The organism is Anoxybacteroides voinovskiense (assembly GCF_014196205.1).
Taxonomy (GTDB): domain Bacteria; phylum Bacillota; class Bacilli; order Bacillales; family Anoxybacillaceae; genus Anoxybacteroides; species Anoxybacteroides voinovskiense.
On sequence record NZ_JACIDE010000003.1, the window covers coordinates 165,473 to 187,782 of the forward strand.

Annotated in this window: 26 protein-coding genes; 23 read left to right on the forward strand and 3 right to left on the reverse strand. The window is 46.8% G+C overall.

What is annotated here, in order from left to right; all coding sequences use genetic code 11:
• From GGR02_RS03170 to GGR02_RS03280, 23 genes are all read left to right on the forward strand, one after another.
• The coding region (locus tag GGR02_RS03170) for an NADH-quinone oxidoreductase subunit C (RefSeq protein ID WP_183183297.1) at nt 1–810 on the forward strand (810 nt) is incomplete at its 5' end.
• 3 nt (nt 811–813) lie between these two features.
• Nucleotides 814–1,914: an NADH-quinone oxidoreductase subunit D gene (locus tag GGR02_RS03175; protein WP_183183298.1), complete on the forward strand. Its 1,101-nt coding sequence runs from the start codon at nt 814–816 to the stop codon at nt 1,912–1,914.
• The gene (gene nuoH / locus GGR02_RS03180; RefSeq protein ID WP_183183299.1) at nt 1,911–2,909 is read left to right on the forward strand and encodes an NADH-quinone oxidoreductase subunit NuoH; all 999 of its coding nucleotides are present in this window, start codon (nt 1,911–1,913) and stop codon (nt 2,907–2,909) included. Before GGR02_RS03175 ends, nuoH begins: the two co-directional genes overlap by 4 nt.
• A gap of 13 nt (nt 2,910–2,922) precedes the next feature.
• Nucleotides 2,923–3,342: an NADH-quinone oxidoreductase subunit NuoI gene (gene nuoI, locus GGR02_RS03185; protein WP_066322649.1), complete on the forward strand. Its 420-nt coding sequence runs from the start codon at nt 2,923–2,925 to the stop codon at nt 3,340–3,342.
• Nucleotides 3,339–3,848, forward strand: a complete 510-nt coding sequence (locus tag GGR02_RS03190; protein WP_183183300.1) for an NADH-quinone oxidoreductase subunit J — start codon at nt 3,339–3,341, stop codon at nt 3,846–3,848. Before nuoI ends, GGR02_RS03190 begins: the two co-directional genes overlap by 4 nt.
• Nucleotides 3,848–4,162, forward strand: a complete 315-nt coding sequence (nuoK, locus tag GGR02_RS03195; RefSeq protein WP_066322651.1) for an NADH-quinone oxidoreductase subunit NuoK — start codon at nt 3,848–3,850, stop codon at nt 4,160–4,162. The genes GGR02_RS03190 and nuoK overlap by 1 nt, the downstream gene beginning before the upstream one ends.
• A 70-nt stretch (nt 4,163–4,232) precedes the next feature.
• On the forward strand, nt 4,233–6,083 hold the full coding sequence (gene nuoL / locus GGR02_RS03200; protein ID WP_183183301.1) for an NADH-quinone oxidoreductase subunit L: 1,851 nt from the start codon (nt 4,233–4,235) through the stop codon (nt 6,081–6,083).
• Nucleotides 6,083–7,609 (forward strand): NADH-quinone oxidoreductase subunit M, encoded by a 1,527-nt coding sequence (locus GGR02_RS03205; RefSeq protein ID WP_183183302.1) that lies wholly within the window; start codon nt 6,083–6,085, stop codon nt 7,607–7,609. The genes nuoL and GGR02_RS03205 overlap by 1 nt, the downstream gene beginning before the upstream one ends.
• A 4-nt stretch (nt 7,610–7,613) precedes the next feature.
• The gene (nuoN, locus tag GGR02_RS03210) at nt 7,614–9,122 is read left to right on the forward strand and encodes an NADH-quinone oxidoreductase subunit NuoN (protein WP_183183303.1); all 1,509 of its coding nucleotides are present in this window, start codon (nt 7,614–7,616) and stop codon (nt 9,120–9,122) included.
• A 62-nt stretch (nt 9,123–9,184) separates the two neighbouring features.
• On the forward strand, nt 9,185–9,424 hold the full coding sequence (locus GGR02_RS03215) for a DUF1146 family protein (RefSeq protein ID WP_183183304.1): 240 nt from the start codon (nt 9,185–9,187) through the stop codon (nt 9,422–9,424).
• A 116-nt stretch (nt 9,425–9,540) separates the two neighbouring features.
• Nucleotides 9,541–10,278: a YwmB family TATA-box binding protein gene (locus GGR02_RS03220; protein ID WP_229706218.1), complete on the forward strand. Its 738-nt coding sequence runs from the start codon at nt 9,541–9,543 to the stop codon at nt 10,276–10,278.
• A gap of 31 nt (nt 10,279–10,309) precedes the next feature.
• The gene (gene murA, locus GGR02_RS03225; RefSeq protein ID WP_183183306.1) at nt 10,310–11,611 is read left to right on the forward strand and encodes a UDP-N-acetylglucosamine 1-carboxyvinyltransferase; all 1,302 of its coding nucleotides are present in this window, start codon (nt 10,310–10,312) and stop codon (nt 11,609–11,611) included.
• Nucleotides 11,612–11,723: 112 nt separating this feature from the next.
• On the forward strand, nt 11,724–12,599 hold the full coding sequence (locus tag GGR02_RS03230; protein WP_183183307.1) for a coiled-coil domain-containing protein: 876 nt from the start codon (nt 11,724–11,726) through the stop codon (nt 12,597–12,599).
• A gap of 144 nt (nt 12,600–12,743) precedes the next feature.
• Nucleotides 12,744–13,763, forward strand: a complete 1,020-nt coding sequence (gene spoIID, locus GGR02_RS03235) for a stage II sporulation protein D (protein ID WP_183183308.1) — start codon at nt 12,744–12,746, stop codon at nt 13,761–13,763.
• Between the two features lie 120 nt (nt 13,764–13,883).
• Nucleotides 13,884–14,750 (forward strand): M23 family metallopeptidase, encoded by an 867-nt coding sequence (locus GGR02_RS03240; RefSeq protein WP_183183309.1) that lies wholly within the window; start codon nt 13,884–13,886, stop codon nt 14,748–14,750.
• Between the two features lie 274 nt (nt 14,751–15,024).
• Nucleotides 15,025–15,282 (forward strand): sporulation transcriptional regulator SpoIIID, encoded by a 258-nt coding sequence (gene spoIIID, locus GGR02_RS03245; protein WP_027407999.1) that lies wholly within the window; start codon nt 15,025–15,027, stop codon nt 15,280–15,282.
• Nucleotides 15,283–15,394: 112 nt separating this feature from the next.
• Nucleotides 15,395–16,396, forward strand: coding sequence for a rod shape-determining protein (gene mreB, locus GGR02_RS03250; protein ID WP_183183310.1), 1,002 nt, complete (start codon nt 15,395–15,397; stop codon nt 16,394–16,396).
• 102 nt (nt 16,397–16,498) lie between these two features.
• Nucleotides 16,499–17,335, forward strand: a complete 837-nt coding sequence (locus GGR02_RS03255) for a flagellar hook-basal body protein (protein ID WP_183183311.1) — start codon at nt 16,499–16,501, stop codon at nt 17,333–17,335.
• An 18-nt stretch (nt 17,336–17,353) separates the two neighbouring features.
• Entirely contained in the window at nt 17,354–18,196 is an 843-nt protein-coding gene (locus GGR02_RS03260; RefSeq protein WP_183183312.1) for a flagellar hook-basal body protein, read from the forward strand.
• 15 nt (nt 18,197–18,211) lie between these two features.
• On the forward strand, nt 18,212–18,463 hold the full coding sequence (locus GGR02_RS03265; RefSeq protein ID WP_183183313.1) for a DNA-directed RNA polymerase subunit beta: 252 nt from the start codon (nt 18,212–18,214) through the stop codon (nt 18,461–18,463).
• 45 nt (nt 18,464–18,508) lie between these two features.
• Nucleotides 18,509–18,946 carry a 3-hydroxyacyl-ACP dehydratase FabZ gene (gene fabZ / locus GGR02_RS03270; protein ID WP_183183314.1) on the forward strand — a complete coding sequence of 146 codons (438 nt, stop codon included), beginning with the start codon at nt 18,509–18,511 and terminating at the stop codon, nt 18,944–18,946.
• A 102-nt stretch (nt 18,947–19,048) separates the two neighbouring features.
• On the forward strand, nt 19,049–19,402 hold the full coding sequence (locus GGR02_RS03275; RefSeq protein ID WP_183183315.1) for a hypothetical protein: 354 nt from the start codon (nt 19,049–19,051) through the stop codon (nt 19,400–19,402).
• 553 nt (nt 19,403–19,955) lie between these two features.
• Entirely contained in the window at nt 19,956–20,426 is a 471-nt protein-coding gene (locus GGR02_RS03280) for a hypothetical protein (RefSeq protein ID WP_183183316.1), read from the forward strand.
• A 100-nt stretch (nt 20,427–20,526) separates the two neighbouring features.
• Here GGR02_RS03280 and GGR02_RS03285 read toward each other — a convergent pair whose 3' ends face one another.
• The 3 genes from GGR02_RS03285 to GGR02_RS03295 all read right to left on the reverse strand — a co-directional run.
• Nucleotides 20,527–20,817, reverse strand: a complete 291-nt coding sequence (locus tag GGR02_RS03285; RefSeq protein ID WP_183183317.1) for a hypothetical protein — start codon at nt 20,815–20,817, stop codon at nt 20,527–20,529.
• Nucleotides 20,818–21,220: 403 nt separating this feature from the next.
• Nucleotides 21,221–21,571, reverse strand: a complete 351-nt coding sequence (locus tag GGR02_RS03290) for a hypothetical protein (RefSeq protein WP_183183318.1) — start codon at nt 21,569–21,571, stop codon at nt 21,221–21,223.
• Nucleotides 21,572–21,974: 403 nt separating this feature from the next.
• Nucleotides 21,975–22,310: UPF0236 family transposase-like protein (locus GGR02_RS03295; protein WP_183183319.1), on the reverse strand; the 336-nt coding region annotated here is incomplete at its 5' end.

Genomic DNA, 22,310 nt, shown 5'->3' on the forward strand with positions numbered 1-22,310 from the left:
GAAACGGACGACGTCGCGTTAGCGAAAGCGAAAGCAGCGGCAGCAGCGAAAGCAAAGGTCGCGGCGCTGGCGAAGCAAAAAGCAGCCGGACAAGCAGAAGGCGCAGAAAACGCTGCCGACGACCTTGCACTGGCGAAGCAAAAAGCGATTGCCGCAGCAAAGGCGAAAGCGGCAGCGTTAGCAAAGCAAAAGGCAGCGGAGCAAGGAGAAGGTGGCGAAGAGGACGTTGCGGCAGCGAAAGCAAAGGCAATTGCCGCAGCGAAAGCAAAAGCGGCAGCAAAAGCAAAAGCAGCTGGCGAAGCAGACGCGCCGAAACAAGCGGAAACGCCGTCACCAAACCAGCCGCTTCTTGATAAATACGTCAAAGTCATTAAAGAACATCTCGGCGAAGAAGTATTGGAAGATGCGTACATTAACCGTCTATCCAAAGATGTACCAACATTGGTGGCGAAAAAAGATACATACTTCAAAGTCGCCCAATTTTTAAAATATAACGAGCAGCTCGGTTTTGATTATTTATCGGAACTTCATGGAACAGATTTCCAAACGCATATGGAAGTATACGTCCATTTATATTCTTATAAAAACAATCAGGCAGTCGCCTTAAAAGTGAAAATCGACCGAAACGAGCCGGAAATCGATTCGCTCGTTCCGCTTTGGCAAGGAGCGAACTGGCCGGAGTGCGAAGCGTACGATTTATTAGGCATTCGCTTTAACGGGCATCCGAACTTAATTCGTATTTTCTTAGGAGAACAATGGGTCGGTCACCCGCTCCGTAAAGATTACGTGCCGTACGATATGGAGGTGTAGCTGATGCTTCGGACGGAAGAAATGCTGTTGAACGTAGGACCGCAACATCCGAGCACGCACGGCGTCTTTCGCCTCGTGTTAAAAATCGATGGAGAAATTATTAAAGAAGCTACACCGGTCATCGGGTATCTTCATCGAGGAACGGAAAAAATTGCAGAAAATTTACAATATACACAAATCATTCCTTATACGGACCGGATGGACTATTTATCGGCGATGACGAACAACTACGTCATTTGCCACGCCGTCGAAACGATGATGGGCATTGAAGTGCCAGAGCGGGCAGAGTATTTGCGCGTTTTGGCGATGGAACTCGGCCGGATTGCGAGCCACCTCGTTTGGTGGGGAACGTATTTATTAGATATCGGTGCCATTAGTCCGTTTTTATATGCGTTTCGCGAGCGGGAGATGATTATTAACTTATTAAACGAGTTGTCAGGGGCGCGCTTGACGTTTAACTACATGCGCGTTGGCGGCGTGAAATGGGATGCGCCAGACGGCTGGATTGAGAAAGTGAAAGCGTTTGTGCCATATATGCGTAAACAGCTCGCGGGATATCATGAGCTAGTAACAGGAAACGAAATTTTCCGCCATCGCGTCATCGGGGTCGGCAAATATACGAAAGAAGAAGCGCTCAACTACTCGTTAAGCGGCGTCAATTTGCGCTGTACCGGCGTGAAATGGGACCTTCGCAAAAACGAACCGTACTCCATTTACGACCGATTTGATTTTGATATTCCAGTGCGCGAAGAAGGCGACTGTTTTGCCCGCTATGAATGCCGCTTAGCGGAAATGGAAGAATCACTCAAAATTATCGAGCAAGCATGTGAACAGTTTCCGAAAGATGGAGAAATTATGGCGAAAGTGCCGCGGATCATTAAAGCGCCACCAGGGGAGGCGTTCGTCCGCATCGAATCGCCGCGCGGCGAAATAGGCTGCTATATTGCAAGCGACGGAAAAAAAGAGCCGTACCGCTTGAAGTTCCGTCGGCCATCGTTTTATAACTTGCAAATACTCCCGAAATTATTACAAGGTGAAAATATTGCGAACTTAATTGCGATTCTTGGAGCGATTGATATTGTGCTCGGGGAGGTAGATGGTTGATGGAACAATTATTGCACTCGGCGCCGAGTTGGACGAATGTGGCGATCTTTTTCGGGCTCGGGACGCTGTTGTTGCTTGTCGTGTTAGGGTTTGTGACGTACGGTATTTTAGCCGAGCGGAAAGTCATGGGCTTTATGCAAGGGCGGATTGGTCCGAACCAAGTCGGCGGCCGCTGGGGGCTGTTGCAGACGGTCGCAGACGTCTTAAAGCTTTTGTTAAAAGAAGATACGATTCCGAAAGCAGCCGATAAACCGTTATTTATTATCGCACCGGTTATTGCGTTTGCCCCAGCGTTTATGGTGTTGGCGACATTGCCATTTACGGATGCCTTGCAGTTTGCAGATATTGGCGTTGGGTTGCTTTATTATATCGCCGTATCTGGGTTGACGACGGTTGGAGTAGTGACAGGTGCATGGGCGTCGAACAACAAATACGCACTTCTTGGTGGTATGCGGGCGGCGGCGCAAATGATTTCGTACGAAATTCCGCTTGTTATGTCCGTGCTCGGGGTGATTTTATTAGCCGGAAGTTTAAATTTAAACGACATCGTTGCAGCGCAAAAACATGTATGGTACATTTTCGTGCAGCCAATTGGCTTTCTTGTCTTTTTAGTTGCAGCGGTTGCAGAGTTAAACCGGACGCCGTTTGACCTTCCGGAAGCAGAGTCGGAACTTGTCGCTGGCTTTCACGTCGAATATTCCGGTTTTCGCTGGGCGTTTTTTATGCTTGCCGAATACGTCTATTTCTTTGCGATGGCGACATTGACGACCGTTCTCTTTTTAGGCGGATGGCAGCCGGTCATGTTCCTTGGCTTTATTCCAGGAGCCGTTTGGTTCTCGTTAAAATTTAGCCTTGTTGTCTTCGTCTTGATTTGGTTTCGTTCGACGTTCCCGCGGTTGCGTGCGGATCAGTTAATGGAATTCGGATGGAAAGTATTGCTTCCAGTAGCATTGGTTAATATTTTCTTAACGGCGCTCATCAAAAGCGTAATATAAAGGGGGGAACATCGTGCTCGGCTTAGCGAAAGGGTTAAAGTACACCCTCAAAAACTTAACGAAACAAAAAGTCACCTACGATTATCCGAACGAGCCGCTCGCGCTTCCGGATCGGTTTCGCGGAATTCAAAAATTTTATCCGGAAAAGTGTATCGTCTGTAACCAATGTGCGACGATTTGTCCGACAAACTGTATTCAGCTGACCGGCAAAAAACATCCCGATCCGACGAAAAAAGGGAAAATCATTGACACGTACGACATCAACTTTGAAATTTGCATTTTGTGCGACCTTTGCACGGAAGTATGTCCGACGGAAGCAATCGTCATGACGAACAACTTTGAATTGGCGGAATATAGCCGCGATGCCCTATTTAAAAACTTAGAATGGCTGGATGAAAATGATACGAATGTGCGAAAGGGGAATAAACCGTGAGCGGAGAATATGTCGCGTTTTTAGGGCTCGCATTAGTCGCGATTGCCGGCGGCGTCCTTATGTTGAACACGACGAAAGTCATGCATATGTTCGTGTCGCTCGTGTTTACGTTTGTCAGCATTGCCGGGATATATGTGCTATTGTCGGCAGAGTTTGTCGCTGCGGTGCAAGTGTTAATTTATTCAGGGGCGATTACGATTATTATGCTATTTGGCATTATGTTAACCCGCCCGAAAGAAGAAGGAAGATCGACGACGGGCGGATTTGTACGGAAGGCGCTCACTGCGTTGGCAGTATTGGCGTTTGGTGCCGCGGTGTATCTTGGCATTTACCGCTTAGATTTCGGCGAACAAGCGACGCACCTTCATGAAAAAAACACGGAACAAATCGGGGTTGCGCTTTACTCGAACTATATTATTCCGTTTGAAATTACATCGGTTTTATTGCTTGTCGCGCTCGTCGGAGCCATTGTGCTAGCGAAAAAAGAAGGCGAGGAGGAGAAATGATGAGTACCGTTCCAATGTCAGCTTACCTTGTATTAGCGTTAATGCTATTTTGCATTGGATTGTATGGGGCATTGACGAAACGAAACACGGTCATTGTGCTCATCTGCATTGAATTAATGCTCAATGCCGTGAACATTAACCTCGTCGCCTTCAGTAAATACGGGGTTCATCCAAGTATTACAGGTCAAATTTTCTCACTCTTTACGATTACGGTTGCGGCGGCGGAAGCGGCCGTGGGGTTAGCGATTTTAATGGCGCTATACCGCAATAAAAAAACAGTGGACATCGACGACATCGATTCGTTGAAACACTAATTGGACAATTCAAAGGTTGAAAATGACAGAGGGCGAATCGCCCTTTGACAAAAAGGGGATAGTGATATTCATGATGGAAAATGCTTGGATTATACCGCTTTTTCCGCTTCTTTCCTTTTTGCTGTTGCTTGTCGTCGGAAAACGGTTGAAAGAAGCAAGCGCCTATGTGGGCATGGCGGCGACGTTCCTTTCGTTCCTCGTCGCAGTCGTTGTATTAGTTGCGCGCTTTAATCAACCGACATACGAAGCAACGCACGTCTGGTTTACGATTGGCAAGATGGACGTAACGGCTGGTTTTGCTGTCAATCCGTTAAACGCGCTCATGCTTGTCGTCGTTTCGCTCGTTAGCTTTCTTGTACATATGTACTCGAAAGGGTATATGCACGGGGATGAGCGATTCCCAGTGTTTTATGCGTATTTAGGCTTGTTTACGTTTGCGATGCTCGGGCTTGTCCTTTCTGCCAACTTATTGCAAACGTACATTTTCTGGGAACTAGTCGGGCTCGGTTCTTTCCTATTAATCGGGTTTTACTTCTATAAGGAAGAAGCGAAAGCTGCTGCGAAAAAAGCGTTTATTATGACGCGCATCGGCGATGTTGGGTTGTTAATCGGCATGATTTTGCTCTTTTGGCAAACGAAAAGTTTCCAATATAATGACATTTTTGTCGCCCTTCATGCCGGCAAACTATCGGATACGATCGTGACGATTTCGGCGATTTTAATTTTCGTTGGTGCGGTCGGAAAATCAGGGCAATTCCCGCTCCATACGTGGCTTCCAGACGCGATGGAAGGTCCGACGCCTGTATCGGCCCTTATCCACGCGGCGACGATGGTGGCGGCAGGGGTATATTTAGTTGCATCGCTTTTCCCACTATACGAAGCGAGCGAAACGGCGATGTTGACGGTGGCGGTTGTCGGTGGATTTACGGCGATTTTCGCCGCGTCGATCGGCTTAGTGCAGACAGATATTAAACGGGTGTTGGCGTACTCTACCGTCAGCCAGCTTGGCTATATGATGCTTGCCCTTGGAGCTGGCGGGTATGTCGCAGGAATTTTCCACTTAACGACGCACGCCTTTTTCAAAGCGCTTCTCTTTTTAGCAGCCGGAAGCGTCATCCATGCCGTGCATACGCAAGATATTGAGAAAATGGGCGGACTTTGGCGAAAAATGCCGTTGACGGCACCGCTATTTCTCATCGGTACGTTAGCGATTAGCGGCGTTCCGCTTTTATCGGGCTTTTTCAGTAAAGACGAAATTTTAGTGGCCGTTTGGCAGCACGGGCATCCAGTGTTGTTCTGGCTTGCGGTCATTGCCGCGTTTTTCACGGCGTTTTATATGTTCCGCCTCTTTTTCCTCGTCTTTGGCGGAGACATGCGCGGAGAAGCGCATGACGTGCATGAGTCGCCAGCTGTCATGACCGTACCGATGATCGTGCTTGGCGTGTTAGCCGTTGTTGCAGGATATATCAATACGCCATGGTTCGGGGCGTTTCTCGGCGATTTTCTTACTGGGGAGTCTGGACATGAAGACGCACCAGCGTGGATTATGGTCGTAGCGACTGCGATATCGCTTGCGGGTATTTTCTTGGCGTGGCTCATGTACGGAAAACGGTCGCTTGCCCGCGATTGGCTCAGCTCAAGAACACCGATTACGTATCAAGTATTGTTGAATAAATATTATGTCGATGAGTTTTATACGATGACGGTCGGCTATGCGACGAAAGTGTTCAGCTTATTCTTGCAATACGTTGACCGCTTTATCGTTGAAGGCTTGGCGAACGTCATCGCTTCGTTCACAAAAGCAATCGGGTCGATTGGTTCTAAGCTGCAAAACGGTCAAGTTCAAATGTACGGTGCGGTGACCTTTATCGGTCTGACGATTCTCGTCGTCATTCTTGCGTTCACAGGGGGGTATTTATAATGCATGATACGTATTTTCTTTCGCTGCTCGTTTTCTCCCCGCTGCTCGGTATTGGATTGTTAGCATTTGTGCCAAAAACACAAGAGCAGACGATTAAATTACTTGGCTTTTTGGCGACGCTTCCGTCGCTTCTGTTAGCGCTGTTTGCGTTCAGTCAATATTTGCGCGGCTATGACCTTAGCCGGCTTTCGGAAAAACATGCGTGGCTTCAGTTTGGCAAGTATTCGTTTTTGCCGGACTCTGCTTATGCGATTCCGTACGAATTGACGGTCGACGGCTTTGCCCTTGTCATGATTGTTCTGACGGCATTGTTGGCGACGCTCGCGGCGATTGCTTCCATTCATATTAAAAAAGAGTGGAAAGGGTATTTCATGCTGTTTTTGCTGCTGGAGATTGGGATGCTTGGCGTATTCGCGGCGGGAAATCTTTTCTTGTTCTTTCTTTTCTTCGAAATTACGCTCGTTCCGATGTTTTTCTTAATCGGAAAATGGGGCTATTTTGAGAAAGAAAAAGCGGCATACAGCTACTTGTTGTATAACGGGATTGGGTCGGCAATTTTATTGCTTGTCATTTTAATCTTATTTGCCCGCACTGGCACGTCCAATATTGCGGCATTGCAAGACATGTTGCGCGGTGGCGAAGAAGCGTCGCAAATGCTTGCGCCAATCTCGAATGATTTACGGTACGGCTTATTCATTGCCTTGCTGATTGCGTTCGGGGTAAAGTTGCCAATCGTGCCGCTTCATAGCTGGATGTTGCGCGTGCACGTGCAGGCGCCGCCATCGATTGTTATGTTGCACTCGGGTGTGCTATTGAAAATCGGGGCGTTCGGTTTAATTCGGTTTGGCATGGGCTTGTTCCCAGAGCAGTTTGAGCGATTTGCGACATTTATCGCCATTTTAGGGGTCGTTAACTTATTGTACGGAGCGTTTCTTGCGTTCGTCCAAGAAGATTTTAAAATGGTCTTGGCGTATTCGAGTATTTCCCATATGGGCATTGTGTTGATTGGTCTTGGTGCGTTAAACGAAGCGGGCATTCAAGGGGCGATTTTCCAAGTCGTTTCGCACGGGTTAATTTCTGCGTTGTTATTCTTGCTTGTTAGCATTATGTACGAGCGGGTGCAGACGACGATGCTTGACCGCTTAGGCGGGCTTGCGAAAGCGATGCCGCTTGCGGCTGGGTTTTTATTAGCAGGAGCGATGGCATCGTTAGGGTTACCTGGCATGTCTGGGTTTATTAGCGAATTTACGGCGTTTTTAGGCTTGTTTAAAACAAATCCAGCACTTGCAGCGGTCGGGACGCTCGGCATTATTATGACGGCGGTCTACTTATTGCGGGCGGTATTGAACATGACGTACGGCGCTACAGCGCGCGGGGTGGCGGAAGTAGCAGATATACGTACAGTAGAATTAGTTCCAGTTCTCGTTTTAATCGGCTGCATCGTTTTAATTGGCGTCTATCCGCAACTGCTTGCGGAACCGCTCGCTGCGACGATTCAAACGATGATGAACGGGTTAGGAGGGTAAGCGCATGACATGGGAAACGTTAATGCATTATAAATGGGGAGTGATGGCGCCAGAATTTATCATTCTCGGCGTTGCGACCGCGCTCTCGCTCATCGACCTGTTCATGCCAAATCGCCAAAGCCGTCGTCCGCTCGGATGGGTTGCCGTCGCTGGGGTCATTGTCGCGATTGTTTCGCTTGTTGGGCTGTTATCGGTCGATACGACATCGATTTTACATGATACGTTCCGGCTTGATGCGTTCGGAAAAGCGTTTAAGCTATTGCTATTAGCAGGGGCGGCACTTGTGTTGTTGCTTTCGCTGGACTATCGTCCGAAAGAAGGCATGAAATACGAAGGCGAGTTTTATTACTTGTTTTTGACGGCGCTTCTTGGGGCGATGGTGATGACGTCAAGCGGCGATTTAATTACGCTATTTGTCGGCTTGGAGTTGTTGTCGATTTCTTCTTACATTTTAGCTGGTTTGCGGAAAACAAACTCGCTGTCGAACGAATCGGCGATGAAATATGTCATTAACGGTGGCATTTCGACGGCGATTACGCTATTTGGAATGAGCTATGTGTTCGGGTTGAGCGGCTCGACGAATTTGAAAAAAATTGCGATGCAACTAAGTACATTGCAAGATAGCGGGCATCAATATGTGTTGGCATTGGCGTTTTTGCTTATGCTTGTCGGCTTGTCGTTTAAATTAGCGTCCGCACCGTTCCATATGTGGGCACCAGACGTCTACCAAGGTGCACCGACGCCGGTGACCGCTTTCTTAAGCGTCGTGTCGAAAACAGCAGGCTTTGTCATTGTGCTTCGCTTATTTATTTCGATTTTTGCGGCGGCGTTATCGCAAGGAAACGAACCGTCGTCGATGTTATTGTCGATGCAAGACTACATCGCCTTTTTAGCGGGCGCGACGATGATTATCGGAAATACAGTGGCGCTAAAACAGCGGAACGTCAAACGGCTATTCGCCTACTCCAGCATCGCCCATGCCGGCTATTTGTTAGTTGGTTTTGCATCGTTGTCGTTTGTGATGGTTGATTCGATGTGGTTTTATTTAGCGGCGTATTTGTTCATGAATTTAGGGGCGTTTGCGATTTTGCAGACGGTTACGGACCAAAGCGGCTCGGAAGACATAAGCCAATTTGCAGGGCTTTATCGCCGCAATCCACTATTAGCCATCATGATGGGCGTGTTTTTACTATCGCTCGCCGGCATTCCAGGAACGGCGGGCTTTATCGGAAAAGCCCACATCTTTTTAGGGGCGTTCGCGACCGAGCCAGCGCATTACGTGCTAGCGGCGGTGATGATTGCAACAACTGTCGTGTCGTACGTCTATTATTTCGGATTGTTTACGCAAATCTTCTTCCGTCCGGCAGCGCATCACGAGTCGTTTAGCGTGCCAATTGGAGCAACGATTGTCATTGCAGTTTGCGCGCTCGGGACGCTTCTTTTCGGGATTATGCCGGGATGGTTGTATACGTTTTTAGACAAGTTTCATCACTTTAGCGATTTCCTTCGCTGACGCTAGAAGGGGGCTTCCCCTTCTTTTTTCATATTTCCTTTTAGAACGGAGGAGGTAACGAGATGGCCGAAGTTGGGCAACAAGCGCTCCTAAGCATTATTTCCCACCTTTTCTTTTTTGCGCTCACGTGGTGGACATTGCAAGGCGTTCAGTTAGAGAAAATAATAAAGCCAAACCGCATTTTGCAAGCGCGCGTCCTTTATGTGTTGCTAACGATTGCGATTGGCTCTACTGTCAGCAACTTTTTCCTTGATTATTTTCTTTGGTCTAAACAATTGCCGTTTTTGTTTCGGGGCGAATAATCGCTCCGTTTTTTGTTAAACAGAGAAAATTCCTCTTCGAATTTTGTCGAGCAGTTGCGCGTATGTTCGTTGCCAATCTGGCAACAATAACAGCTAAGGAGAGGAAGGGAAGAAAGATGAAAAAAACGTGGGTGGCAATCATTATTTTAATTAGTGTCGCGTTCGGTCATTCGTTTGGGAACGCAAAAGGGAACGAGCCGTTAAAAGAGATAAAAACAATTGCTTCCGTGTTGCAACAAAACGGCGCATCGATCAACGAATGGACCATTTACACAAGGGAGTATGCCCAAACAATCGAAAATGATTCCGCTTTTTTTCAAAAAACGGACGAGCTAAAACATACGTTTCGAACGTTCCAGTGGACGATCGAAGCGGATCACCATGTTCAGCGAGCAACAGGCGTCTATGAACATTCCTCGATGCAAGAAAAAATTCAACTCGTCACTACCGTTGCAAACAAAAAGCCCCAAACGTACATCCTCTATGAATTAAAGGGATTTGGTTGGAGCGAAACTGTGCAGAAAAACATTGGTCAACTCATAAGCCAAAGGTCGTCACAACTCTTTACGAAACAACCTGCATTTTTCTCTTGTGTAAAAGGGGAATTCAATGGTAAGATGAAAGGTGTTTTGTTAAAACAAGCTTACCATCTTTTACATGCATTCAACGCTACGCCGATTGAGGCGCTTACGGAAGAGGCGTTTGTTTCCGTTTCTGCATATACTGGGCAGTGGGAGAACGTTCTTCCGACCAACACTCATCCAATGAACATTCAGCTTGCTTTGCGAAAGACGGGATTGGGCGACCGAACGACCGTTGTCGTTGGAACCCCGATCATCACAATTGAATATTAATATAGAGAATTTGGACGCGGAGGGGAATACCTTGGAAAAAATCATCGTCCGTGGCGGAAACCGGTTAAACGGCACCGTGAAAGTCGAAGGAGCGAAAAATGCCGTTTTGCCTGTCATCGCCGCAACCTTATTAGCAAGTGAAGGAAAAAGTGTCATTCATGACGTTCCTGCTCTCTCCGATGTATATACAATTACGGAAGTATTGCGTTATTTAAACGCTGATGTCGCGATGGAAGGAAACCGCGTTGTTGTAGATGCATCCCGAGAGCTGAAATTAGAAGCCCCGTTTGAATATGTACGCAAAATGCGTGCCTCCGTTTTAGTGATGGGACCGTTGCTTGCGCGAAAAGGGCGCGCTCGTGTGGCGCTTCCAGGCGGATGCGCGATTGGTTCACGGCCAATTGACCAGCATTTGAAAGGGTTTGAAGCGATGGGCGCTTCTGTCAAGGTTGGCAACGGCTTTATTGATGCCGAAGTGAACGGACGGTTGCGCGGTGCGAAAATTTACCTCGATTTTCCGAGCGTTGGGGCGACGGAAAATATTATGATGGCGGCAGTGTTAGCGGAAGGAACGACCGTGATTGAAAACTGCGCAAAAGAGCCAGAAATTGTCGATTTGGCGAACTTTTTGAACAAAATGGGCGCGAAAGTGCGCGGTGCAGGAACGGGCACCATTCGCATTGAGGGTGTGCCGAACTTACATGGTGCAGTGCATACGGTCATCCCTGATCGAATTGAAGCAGGGACGTTCATGGTCGCAGCGGCAATTACAGGCGGAAACGTGCTTGTGCAAGGAGCTGTTCCAGAGCATTTAAGCTCATTAGTGGCAAAGCTTGAAGAAATGGGCGTCACCATTATCGAAGAAGAAAACGGCCTTCGAGTCATCGGTCCAGAAAAATTAAAAGCGGTCGATATTAAAACGATGCCGCATCCAGGGTTTCCGACCGATATGCAGTCACAAATGATGGCATTATTGTTAAAAGCAGAAGGCACAAGCATGATTACGGAAACGGTATTTGAAAACCGCTTTATGCACGTCGAAGAATTTCGGCGCATGAATGCCGATATTAAAATCGAAGGGCGCTCGGTCATCATTAACGGTCCTTGCAATTTGCAAGGGGCGGAAGTGGCGGCTACCGATTTGCGTGCCGCTGCCGCGTTAATTTTGGCGGGACTTGTCGCGGAAGGGTATACGCGGGTGACGGAATTAAAACATTTAGACAGAGGTTACGTTCGCTTCCATCAAAAACTAGCGGCGCTTGGAGCGGACATTGAGCGCGTTCGCGAAGAAGAAACGGTGTGGGAAGTGGCAAAAGTAACCGACCTCAACTAACGACGAAAGCGACCGTTCGTTGCAAAAGCAGCGGAAGGTCGTTTTTCTTTTTCCGAAAAATAGACAAAGTATGATATAATGAAAAGAAAATATATTGGAGAGGAGGAACTGGATGGAAGCGTTGCTAAAGCAATTTATGGAGCAAATGAACACGCGCTTTGATCGGTTAGAAAGCGAAATGAGTTCTTTTCGGAAAGAACAACATGAAATGCGAGAAGATATCCGCACTTTAGCATCGGAGCAGCAAGTAATGCGCCAAGAAATCAACGCGCTAGCTGTTAGACAAGAAAAGGTTGAACAGCAACTGCAACAGACGAATGAGCGGGTAGAACAACTGTCCGTGCAGTTGCAACAGACTGACGAAAAAGTAGAGAAATTAGGAGCGCAGCTAAAACGTACGGATGAAAAAGTAGAAAAACTTGATCAACAACTGCAACAGACAAACGAACGAGTAGAACAAGTAGCTACACAACTGCAACAGACGAACGAACGAGTAGAACAAGTAGCTACGCAACTGCAACAGACGAACGAACGAGTAGAACAAGTAGCTACGCAACTGCAGCAGACGAACGAACGAGTAGAACAAGTAGCTACGCAACTGCAGCAGACGAACGAACGAGTAGAACAAGTAGCTACGCAACTGCAACAGACGAACGAACGAGTAGAACAAGTAGCTACGCAACTGCAACAGACGAACGAACGAGTAGAACAAGTAGCTACGCAACTGCAGCAGACAAACGAACGAGTAGAACAAGTAGCTACGCAACTGCAACAAACGAACGAAAAAATCCACCAAATGGATCAAACGATTCAAACGTTAGCGACCGAGCAATACGAGATGAGAAAAGAGCTTGCGTTTTATTATGGCAGTCTAATGCGTGAAATAGAAAATACGAAAACCGAGATGAGAAGCCATTTCAAACAATTAGAACGGGTTGACGAGCAGCACCGGGAAGTAATCGAGCTACTCGCTTCTCGAATCCAATGACAACACGAACCCCGCGATAGGTTCTTTTTTTTTGCCTATTTTCTGCCCCGAAATAATTTGTCATATATACTTGTCCAAGCCCATACACTATGTAATAACGAGCAGGAAAGTGGCGCGTTAAAATTGCATATTGGGGGGCGCAAAATGAAACGTCTGAAACTATTGCTTGCACTCGGGTCGCTTTTATTCATCGTTGTATTACTCATTCCGACATTGCTCGTCATCCCCTTTCACGACAAGACAAGCGGGGCGTTGGCAGAAGCGCTGCAACCTAAGCCAAGCATCGAACGAAAACAAGCGGGGCCAGATGTCGAAGTAGCCGTATATCGAAGCAAAGAAAAACGAATCGAGCATATCCCGCTGGAGCAATATGTCATCGGGGTCGTCGCAGCCGAAATGCCGGCCGATTTTGAACTAGAGGCGCTAAAAGCGCAAGCGCTCACCGCCCGCACGTACATTGTCAAACAAATGCTCAGCGACCAACCAATCGAGCTTCCAAAAGGCGCCAACGTCACAGACACGGTCATGCATCAAGTGTACTATAGCGACGAAGAATTAAAAAAACTATGGGGAGCCGACTACGACTGGAAAATGAAACGTATCGTCAAAGCCGTGCAAGAAACGCAAGGTCAAATCATCACGTACAACAACGCCCCGATTGAAGCCGCCTTTTTCTCAACAAGCAACGGCTTTACGGAAAACTCCGAAGCGTATTGGCAAAACGACTTCCCGTACTTAAAAAGTGTGGCGAGCCCGTGGGATGAACAATCGCCTAAATTTTATCACCAAACGGCGATGTCGGTGGCAGAGTTTGAACAACGGTTAGGGGTGAAGCTGCCAAACGACGGGTCGGTAGGTGTCATCGTGTCGCGGACGCCAGGCAAGCGGGTGGCGGTTGTCGATATTAACGGCAAGCAACTCACTGGCAGAGAAATCCGCGAAAAATTGGAGCTGAAATCGACCGATTTTACGTGGGTGCGAAAAGGAAGTGAGATTGTGATCACGACAAAAGGATATGGGCACGGGGTTGGGATGAGCCAATACGGGGCGAACTTTTTAGCAAAGCAAGGAAAAACGTACAAAGACATCGTCCAATATTATTACCGCGGCGTCGCCGTTTCATCGGCAACGGCGTTTTTAAACCGATTGACGGCGAAAAAATAAGCAGACTCTTTTAGAAGAGCTGCTTTTTTCGTGTATAAAAATCAATTTTTTTCAAAAAATAACTATTTGCATGTATATATTTCCCTCTTTCTGTTCAAAATGGTTGCTGAGGTGATGAACATGAGAGAGGAAGAAAAGAAACAACCTTCTCTACGAAAACCAAGTTTAAAACGTGCGTTGCGCAAGCGTTGGGTATTTCCGGCTATTTATTTAACAAGTGCCGCTGTCATTTTAGCGGGAGTGCTTTGGTTCCAGCATAGCAAGGATGTACAGCCAAAAGACGAGTATCAATACGGCCAAGAAGGGACACCGTCTAAACAAGACGACTCTATCCCGGTCAATGAAACAGTAGAACATATCGCGATGCCGGTGCTCGACCCGAACGCGGTTGAAATTAAAACACCGTTCTACGACTATGCCGCATCGAAAGAAGAACAAGAAGCAGCTCTCGTCTTTTATAATAATACGTATCATCCAAACCGCGGCATCGACCTTGTGATGAAAGATAATCGGCCGTTTGACGTGACTGCTTCTTTAAGTGGAACGGTGACGAAAGCAGAAAAAGACCCAATTTTAGGCTACGTCGTCGAAATCGACCATAACAATGGTGTCTTAACCGTTTATCAATCGCTCGCAAGCATCGACGTAAAAGCAGGAGATGCCGTGAAACAAGGCCAAATCATCGGCAAAGCTGGCCAAAGCGCCTTTAACAAAGAGGCAGGCACGCACGTCCATTTTGAAATTCGCCAAAACGATAAGCCGGTCAACCCGCTAGACTATGTCGATAAACCAGTCACATCATTGACAGAGTCTAACGCATCCGACGAAAACGCACCAAATGAACAACAAAGCGAAAACAATAGCAATTCAACAAACGACCAAACGCAAGATGAATCGTCCGATGGCCAATCGACAGATGGAAGCAATACACACCAAGACTCTTCTTACAACATGCCAGACTCTTCGATTGGCATGGCGAAAGCGTAACAACGCGCAGCATCAAGTACGAACGCTTGATGCTGCTTTTCTTTTTTCACAAAAAACACTCGTTTCCACAACATTTTTGGCATATATGTACCAATTGCTTAATAAAATGTTACAAACTTATCAACTAGCGGGAGTGTTTGAGGTGGGGATCGTCCATCGCGCAAAAATAAAGCCGAAGATGCTTTTCAAATGAACAAGAAGAAGTGCTTTTGATCACCGACGAAACGAGTCTCATTTCACACTTCTCACATCCAACTTAGGGAGGGCGAGTGGTGTGCACGATTACATCAAAGAGCGTACTATCAAGATTGGAAAGTATATCGTGGAGACGAGGAAAACCGTTCGCGTCATCGCGAAAGAATTTGGCGTTTCCAAAAGTACCGTTCATAAAGACTTAACCGAGCGGCTGCCGGAAATTAACCCAGAGCTGGCGAATGAAGTCAAAGAAATTCTTGATTACCATAAATCCATTCGTCATTTGCGTGGGGGGGAGGCGACAAAGAAAAAATATAAAAAAGAAACGATTCAATAACTATTTCTTCCTTGCTTTTTTCTTATAAAAATAGTATCAGATTCCGATGAACGTATGATAAAATAACTAATTAGGAGCAATTGATGGATGGAAAGCAAGGAGGAGCGTATACATGTTTGCGAGAGATATCGGAATCGATCTCGGTACGGCGAACGTACTCATTTATGTCAAAGGAAAAGGAATCGTGCTCAACGAACCATCCGTTGTCGCGATTGATAAAAATACAAACAAGGTGCTCGCTGTCGGCGAAGAAGCAAGACGAATGGTCGGGCGTACCCCTGGGAATATCGTTGCCATCCGGCCGCTGAAAGACGGCGTCATCGCAGACTTTGAAATTACGGAAGCGATGCTCAAACATTTCTTAAACAAGCTCGATTTAAAAGGCTTTTTCGCCAAGCCGCGCATTTTAATTTGCTGCCCGACAAACATCACGTCCGTTGAGCGTAAAGCGATTAAAGAAGCAGCGGAAAAAAGCGGCGGCAAAAAAGTATATTTGGAAGAAGAGCCGAAAGTAGCGGCGATTGGTGCTGGCATGGACATTTTCCAGCCTTGCGGAAATATGGTCGTAGACATTGGCGGTGGCACGACCGATGTTGCCGTCCTCTCCATGGGCGATATTGTCACCGCCACTTCTATTAAAATGGCTGGGGACAAGTTCGATATGGAAATTTTAAACTACATTAAGCGTGAATATAAGCTGCTCATTGGTGAACGGACGGCCGAAGAAATTAAAATTAAAGTGGCAACCGTATTCCCAGGCGCACGCGACGAGGCAATTGACATTCGCGGCCGCGACCTTGTGACCGGCTTGCCGCGCACGATTACTGTCCGCTCCGCAGAAATTGAAAAAGCGCTGCGCGAGCCGGTATCGGTCATCGTACAAGCAGCAAAAAGCGTGCTCGAACGCACGCCGCCAGAATTATCAGCCGACATTATTGACCGCGGCGTCATTTTAACAGGCGGAGGCGCATTGTTGCATGGCATTGACCAATTGCTTGCGGAAGAGTTAAAAGTGCCGGTATTAGTCGCAGAAAATCCGATGGATTGCGTTGCGATTGGCACAGGCATTATGCTTGACAACATCGACCGCGCACCGAAGCAAAAATTCATCTAACGACAAGCGAATGGGTATCGTTTCCTATATGGTACCTATTCGCTTTTTTATTCGTTTGCCGTATAATAGAAAATAAGATGAAAGGAAGCGGAGGGAGCGCCTTTGTTGCGTGGATTTTATACGGCGGCGGCCGGCATGCTTGCCCAAGAGCGCCGCGTGGAAATGTTAACGAACAATATCGCCAACGCCAATACACCAGGATATAAAGCGGACGAAGCAGCGCTGCGCGCATTTCCGGAAATGTTGCTTTCGCGCTTAGAGGAAGGGACGATTCCGGTGCAAGAACGCCGGTCGTTGTCTAAAAAAACAACGATCGGTCCGATATCGACCGGCGTCTATATGCAAGAAATGATGCCTAATTTTGCGCAAGGCGATTTAAAAGAAACCGATCAACCGACCGACCTTGCCCTCGTAAATGGGACGATTCCAACGGATGCTGCTACAGGCAAAAAAGGAACGCTCTTTTTCGTCGTGCAAAACGAAACTGGCGATGTCCGCTATACACGAAATGGTAACTTCACCTTAGATGCCCAAGGATATTTAACGACGAACGACGGATTTTATGTGCTCGATGAAAACAATACCCGCATTCAGCTAACGGGTACGAATTTTACGGTAGCGCCTGACGGCACGATTACGGAAAATAATCGGCGCGTCGCTCGTATCAACGTCGCATTTGCGGCAAACGAAAGCGCGGTTGCCAAAGAAGGAAACGGGCTATTCCGCAGCGAAAACGGCTTACTTCCGAGCGCCATTGGCAACGGAAACGTTACGTATGAAGTGAAGCAACGGTTTCTCGAACGATCCAACGTTGATGTCGCGCGTTCGATGACGGATATGATGTCGGCGTACCGTGCGTTTGAAGCGAACCAAAAAATATTACAAGCATACGACCGAAGCATGGACAAGGCCGCCAACGAAATCGGCCGGCTCAAATAATCACAAAGGAGAATGACGATGTTGCGTTCGATGATTACTGCCGCCAATACGATGAACCAACTGCAGCAGCAGCTTGACGTCATTAGTAACAACATCGCCAATAGCAACACGACCGGCTTTAAACGGCGCGAAACGAACTTTGGGGAGCTATTGGTGCAACAATTTGACAACTTACCAGACGACAAAGCAACTCGCCAAACGCCGGCGGGCGTTCGCCGCGGCGTCGGCGCGAAACTAGCAGAAACAAACCTCGTCGTAAAACAAGGCCCGCTCCAACAAACGGGGCGCATGCTAGACGTGGCGTTGACGAAAGAAGGACAATTTTTCCGCGTTTTAGCCGAAACAGCAGATGGAAAGACGGCGATTCGCTATACGCGCGACGGCTCGTTTTACTTAAGCCCATCTGCCAATGACCCAACGGCATTAATGCTTGTCACAAGCGACGGCTTCCCGGTTTTGAGTAGCACTAACGAGCCAATCACGATTCAAGAAGGCTTTAAAGACATTGCGATTACCGACACCGGCACGTTGCGCGCCATCGCACCGGACGGCCGCGTCATGCAGACGGCCGATCTCGGCATTACGAACATCGTCCGTCCGCAACTTTTACAGTCCGTTGGTGACAATTTATATGCCCTGCCAAACGTCAACAACGTGCCAGAAGCGGATGTGGCAGTCAATATGACGGGTACTTTGCGCCCGCAAATTAATGTCCAGCAAGGGGCGTTAGAGCAATCAAACGTAGATCTCGGGACAGAAATGACCGATTTAATGCTCACGCAGCGCGCTTACCAAATGAACGCGAAATCCATTTCCATTTCCGACCAAATGATGGGGCTCATTAACGGTGTTCGCTCATAGCAAGGAGAAAGAAAGATGAAAGAAGAACAAGTAACTAAACAACCGAACGAACAACGAACGGAGCGGCGGAAAAAGCGAGAGCGGAAGCGTCTTTTTCCGATTTGGCTAAGGCTCGTAATCGTAGCGGCGCTTATCGTCATAAGCACGGTCGTTGGCGCTATCGTCGGCTACAGCGGCCTTGGCAACGGCAAGCCGCTTGACGTGTTTAAAAAAGCAACGTGGCAACATATTACCGACATTGTCGAGAAAGACACGAAAGAAAACTAAAGGGAAGGCGTTGCCCTTCCTCTTTATGTACGAGGAGGAATACATATGCTCGATATTCAACAAATCCAACAAATTATCCCACACCGCTATCCGTTTTTACTCGTTGACCGCATCATAGAAGTCGAGGAAGGAAAGCGCGCCGTCGGATGGAAAAACGTCAGCGCCAACGAGCAATTTTTCGTCGGCCATTTCCCAGAATATCCGGTCATGCCAGGGGTGTTAATCGTTGAGGCGCTAGCGCAAGTTGGGGCAGTGGCGATGCTCATGAAAGAAGAAAACCGCGGCCGCCTCGCCTTTTTCACTGGCATTGACAACTGCCGCTTTAAAAAACAAGTCAAGCCGGGCGACCAATTGCGCTTAGAAGTCGAAATTATTCGCGCCAAAGGACCAATTGGCAAAGGGAAAGGCATCGCCACCGTCAACGGCGAACTCGTCTGCGAAACGGAAATCATGTTTGCCCTCGGGGAAAAGAAAGACGCCTAAGCAACATCCTCTTTCCGTGAAAAGGAAAGAGGATGTTTTATGCATGAAAATTTCCTTTCTGGAGAAGATAAGCAAAGACATCATCAAGAAAGGAGATTTTCCATGAAGAAAAAAGCATTAGTCATTCGGTTATTTAGTGCGTTTGTCGCGATGCTGCTCGTTTCCGGATGCAACTTCACCCGCGACAACCAAAACCCACCGCCGCCAACGACGAACGAAAACAACGACATGAACGATACCGATGTCAACCCATCAGACGACATCAACCAACAAGACAAGGCGAAAAACCGAAACATGAACGGCAATGACGTCAATGACAACTTGAACAAAAATTTGCCGCCTGGCGACGACACAAATAACGGCCCTGGCGATGACGAAAACGACAACCAACCAGACCGTGAAGACCCAATCGAAGACCCAAAAGACATGCAAGATAAAAATAATAAAGATCAGTAACAAACACCCAGCCCCTCGGGCTGGGTGTTTGTTTGGGAAAAACGACGGATAGTTCCGTCCCTTTCGACAAAGTATGAAAAAATGGCTCTTCACCAAAAGTTGTACTTGATTTTTTCATCATATGCCCTACTTATGTTTCCAAGGGAAAACTAGCAAACTAATATTTTTGCATATACTTGTTCAGAGAAGTGTATCATTTGTCAAGTACATGTTGTGGTGATGAATTTGTTTTATGGTAAATTTTACTATAAGACATCTTTTTTTCGGTTTTCACTTGTCGAATCATCCGATGTTTCGTGTAAAAGTGTCGAAAGCTGGTCGCGGCTAGGCGCTCGGCTTCACTTTTCGATCGGTGATGTCTCCTTACCGTTATCAATGGGGGCACTCGGCCATGCTGTGGGTGGGGACGATGACGGTCCGGCCACCTTAGACGCACGTCGTCGATGGTGTGGTGTGAGGGCGGGTTAGATGCCCGGTTTTCAATTTATTTTTTTTATTTATTGCCTCTTTTTGCCCATGCTATAATGGAAGAAATGGCAGAGGAGGTGTAAAAATGAGCCAGGAATTAAAGGATTTGCTTCGTTCCGTGTTGAAGGAAGAGCTGCAGCCGGTTCACGAACGATTGGATCGTGTGGAGCGGACCCAGCAAGAACTGCAACGGGGTCAGAAAGCGTTAGAAGTGAGCGTCGCGCAAATTCAACAAGATGTAGCGCAACTGCAAGCAGGCCAGCAGGCATTACAACAAGACGTGGCCAAACTTCAAATCGGCCAACAAAAACTAGAAAACGAGATGGCCGACATGAAGCAATCGCTCGGAAACGTGGAGCGGACGCAAGAAAAGATCCTCGAAGAACTGCGCATTTCGAAAAACAATCAAGCGCATATTTTGAATGATCTTACAAGCATGAAACAGTCCGTTGATTTAACCGTCACGTATTTACAAAGACGGACAGATGTTATATTCGACAAAATGATCGAACATGAAAGACAAATTCTAAATTTAAAATCGCATTTGCCAAACTAAGTCCCAAAAAGGGGCTATTTTTTATGCGCATCGACGTATTGTTTATTGAGCAATAGCTGATACGTCGGTTCGCATGCGAAATACATAGATAGCGCGCCTGTCACGCCCCGATAATTTCCCATTTCCCAGAGATTCCTCTCGTTCGCTGGGACACGATTTCCTCTATTGTTTCATGACATTGTACGAACCCGATAATATTCCATTGATAATATTGTTCATCTACTCCGAATCCAAGAAATTTTACATCGTTTTTAGAAATTTCAATTCCTAATTCCTCTTTTCCTCCACGTATTGCTGTGCTGAATAAGTCAGGACCTTGCCCGATTGGATCGCGATCTTGATGAGGATGAACCGCTTCAACAATGCCAATATCTAATTCACCTGGGCGCACACCGCTATCACTCGAACGCTTGTTAAAATGACATAATTGTCCGCGGCTAGGACTACCAAAGCAACTCCAAATCTATTTGTTAATGGTGTAAATTTGCAAATTATTTGTTTTGCACATTAGCTAATTATTTCATATTGGAATATATTTACAAAATCAGAAGCACAGGCTTTACATGGAGTGGCGGACATGTTAGGCTAGTTGCCTAGCGAAACAAGGGCTCCTGCTCGCCCCTTTCGCTAGAAAACATGTCCGCAGAGGCTCCATGTCAAGCCACCAAACGGTTTTTCTGTAAAGAGAAGGGAGGAAATTTGCACAATACTCCAGATTTTTGCTGGATTAACGCGCAAAAACCCGTTTGAATTTGCAAAAAAATGGCCATTTTGTTCCGAAATAACGTGCTAATTTACATTAATGGGATGATGGGCTTTTTGGCTATCGTTCCATTTAAATATTTTTCCCGAATTGTATATCCACTAGGGAGAGGTGTATCTAAATTCGGATTTAAAGACTTAAATGTATAGTAGTCTGATGGTATGAGAGAAAAAACAACTTTCATATCTTCGTTTATATGCGTTCGTAAAACGGAGTATTTTTCCAGAGAAAACAATGCCCTGTTCCAGATGTAGCTTTCTCCCTTTTGTTTTTTGCGTTCTTCCCCTTTTTCTAACTCTTTTTTCAAAAATGCCAACTCTTCAGGAATTTCGATTGGACAGTTATTTAATCTAGTTTCAATGTTTTCGGGGGCGTACGTCATTTCCCCATCTCCATCACATACGATGAAAGAAGTAGTATAGTTGCCTAAAATAGGTTGGCTCCCCGATTGCTTTTGGTTTTACAAAGATTCTTTTTATCTACTTAGTCCACTTTTTCCATATCTCCTTTAAAGGGTCTTCAAAGACTACACCCATAATTAGATCAACAATTCCACTTACTAATGTATCAAGCATATTTTTCCACCTCAATACTTCCTTTTAGATGAAATTATAAATTAGAGATACTTATCTGTCACGCTTCGACAGAAAATTGATTGAGTCAAGAGTTTGTGGGAGATTTTTTTTGATATTTCGATTCTCTGGATATATTTGGTTTAAATAACCCAGTGTTTGTAAGCGTTTTCTAATCCTCTCATCCTGTTTTCATGCCCTTTTCTCGCTTTTTTAAAACCCTTTCAATGCCTTCAACACTTCATAAATAGGCGTTCCACACGACTGTTGGAGATAGCGAATATTGCCACGTACCACTTCCTCTATCTTTGCTCCTACTTTCTTGATTCCCCTTTTCACCATCGTTTCTCGTTCGCTTCCTTTTTCCTCCTCGACCACTACCTCTCCTTTCCACGTCCGAATCGTTAATCCGTCTTTCACGGCTACCATCACGTCTAAAAACGCTCGAATCCCTCTGTCACACCAACTCCGTCCGTTTTTTACTCGCTTCGCAAACACGTGCATCGTTCCCTCTGCACTTCCCATCGGGCGCATTCCCGTCGTATCGAT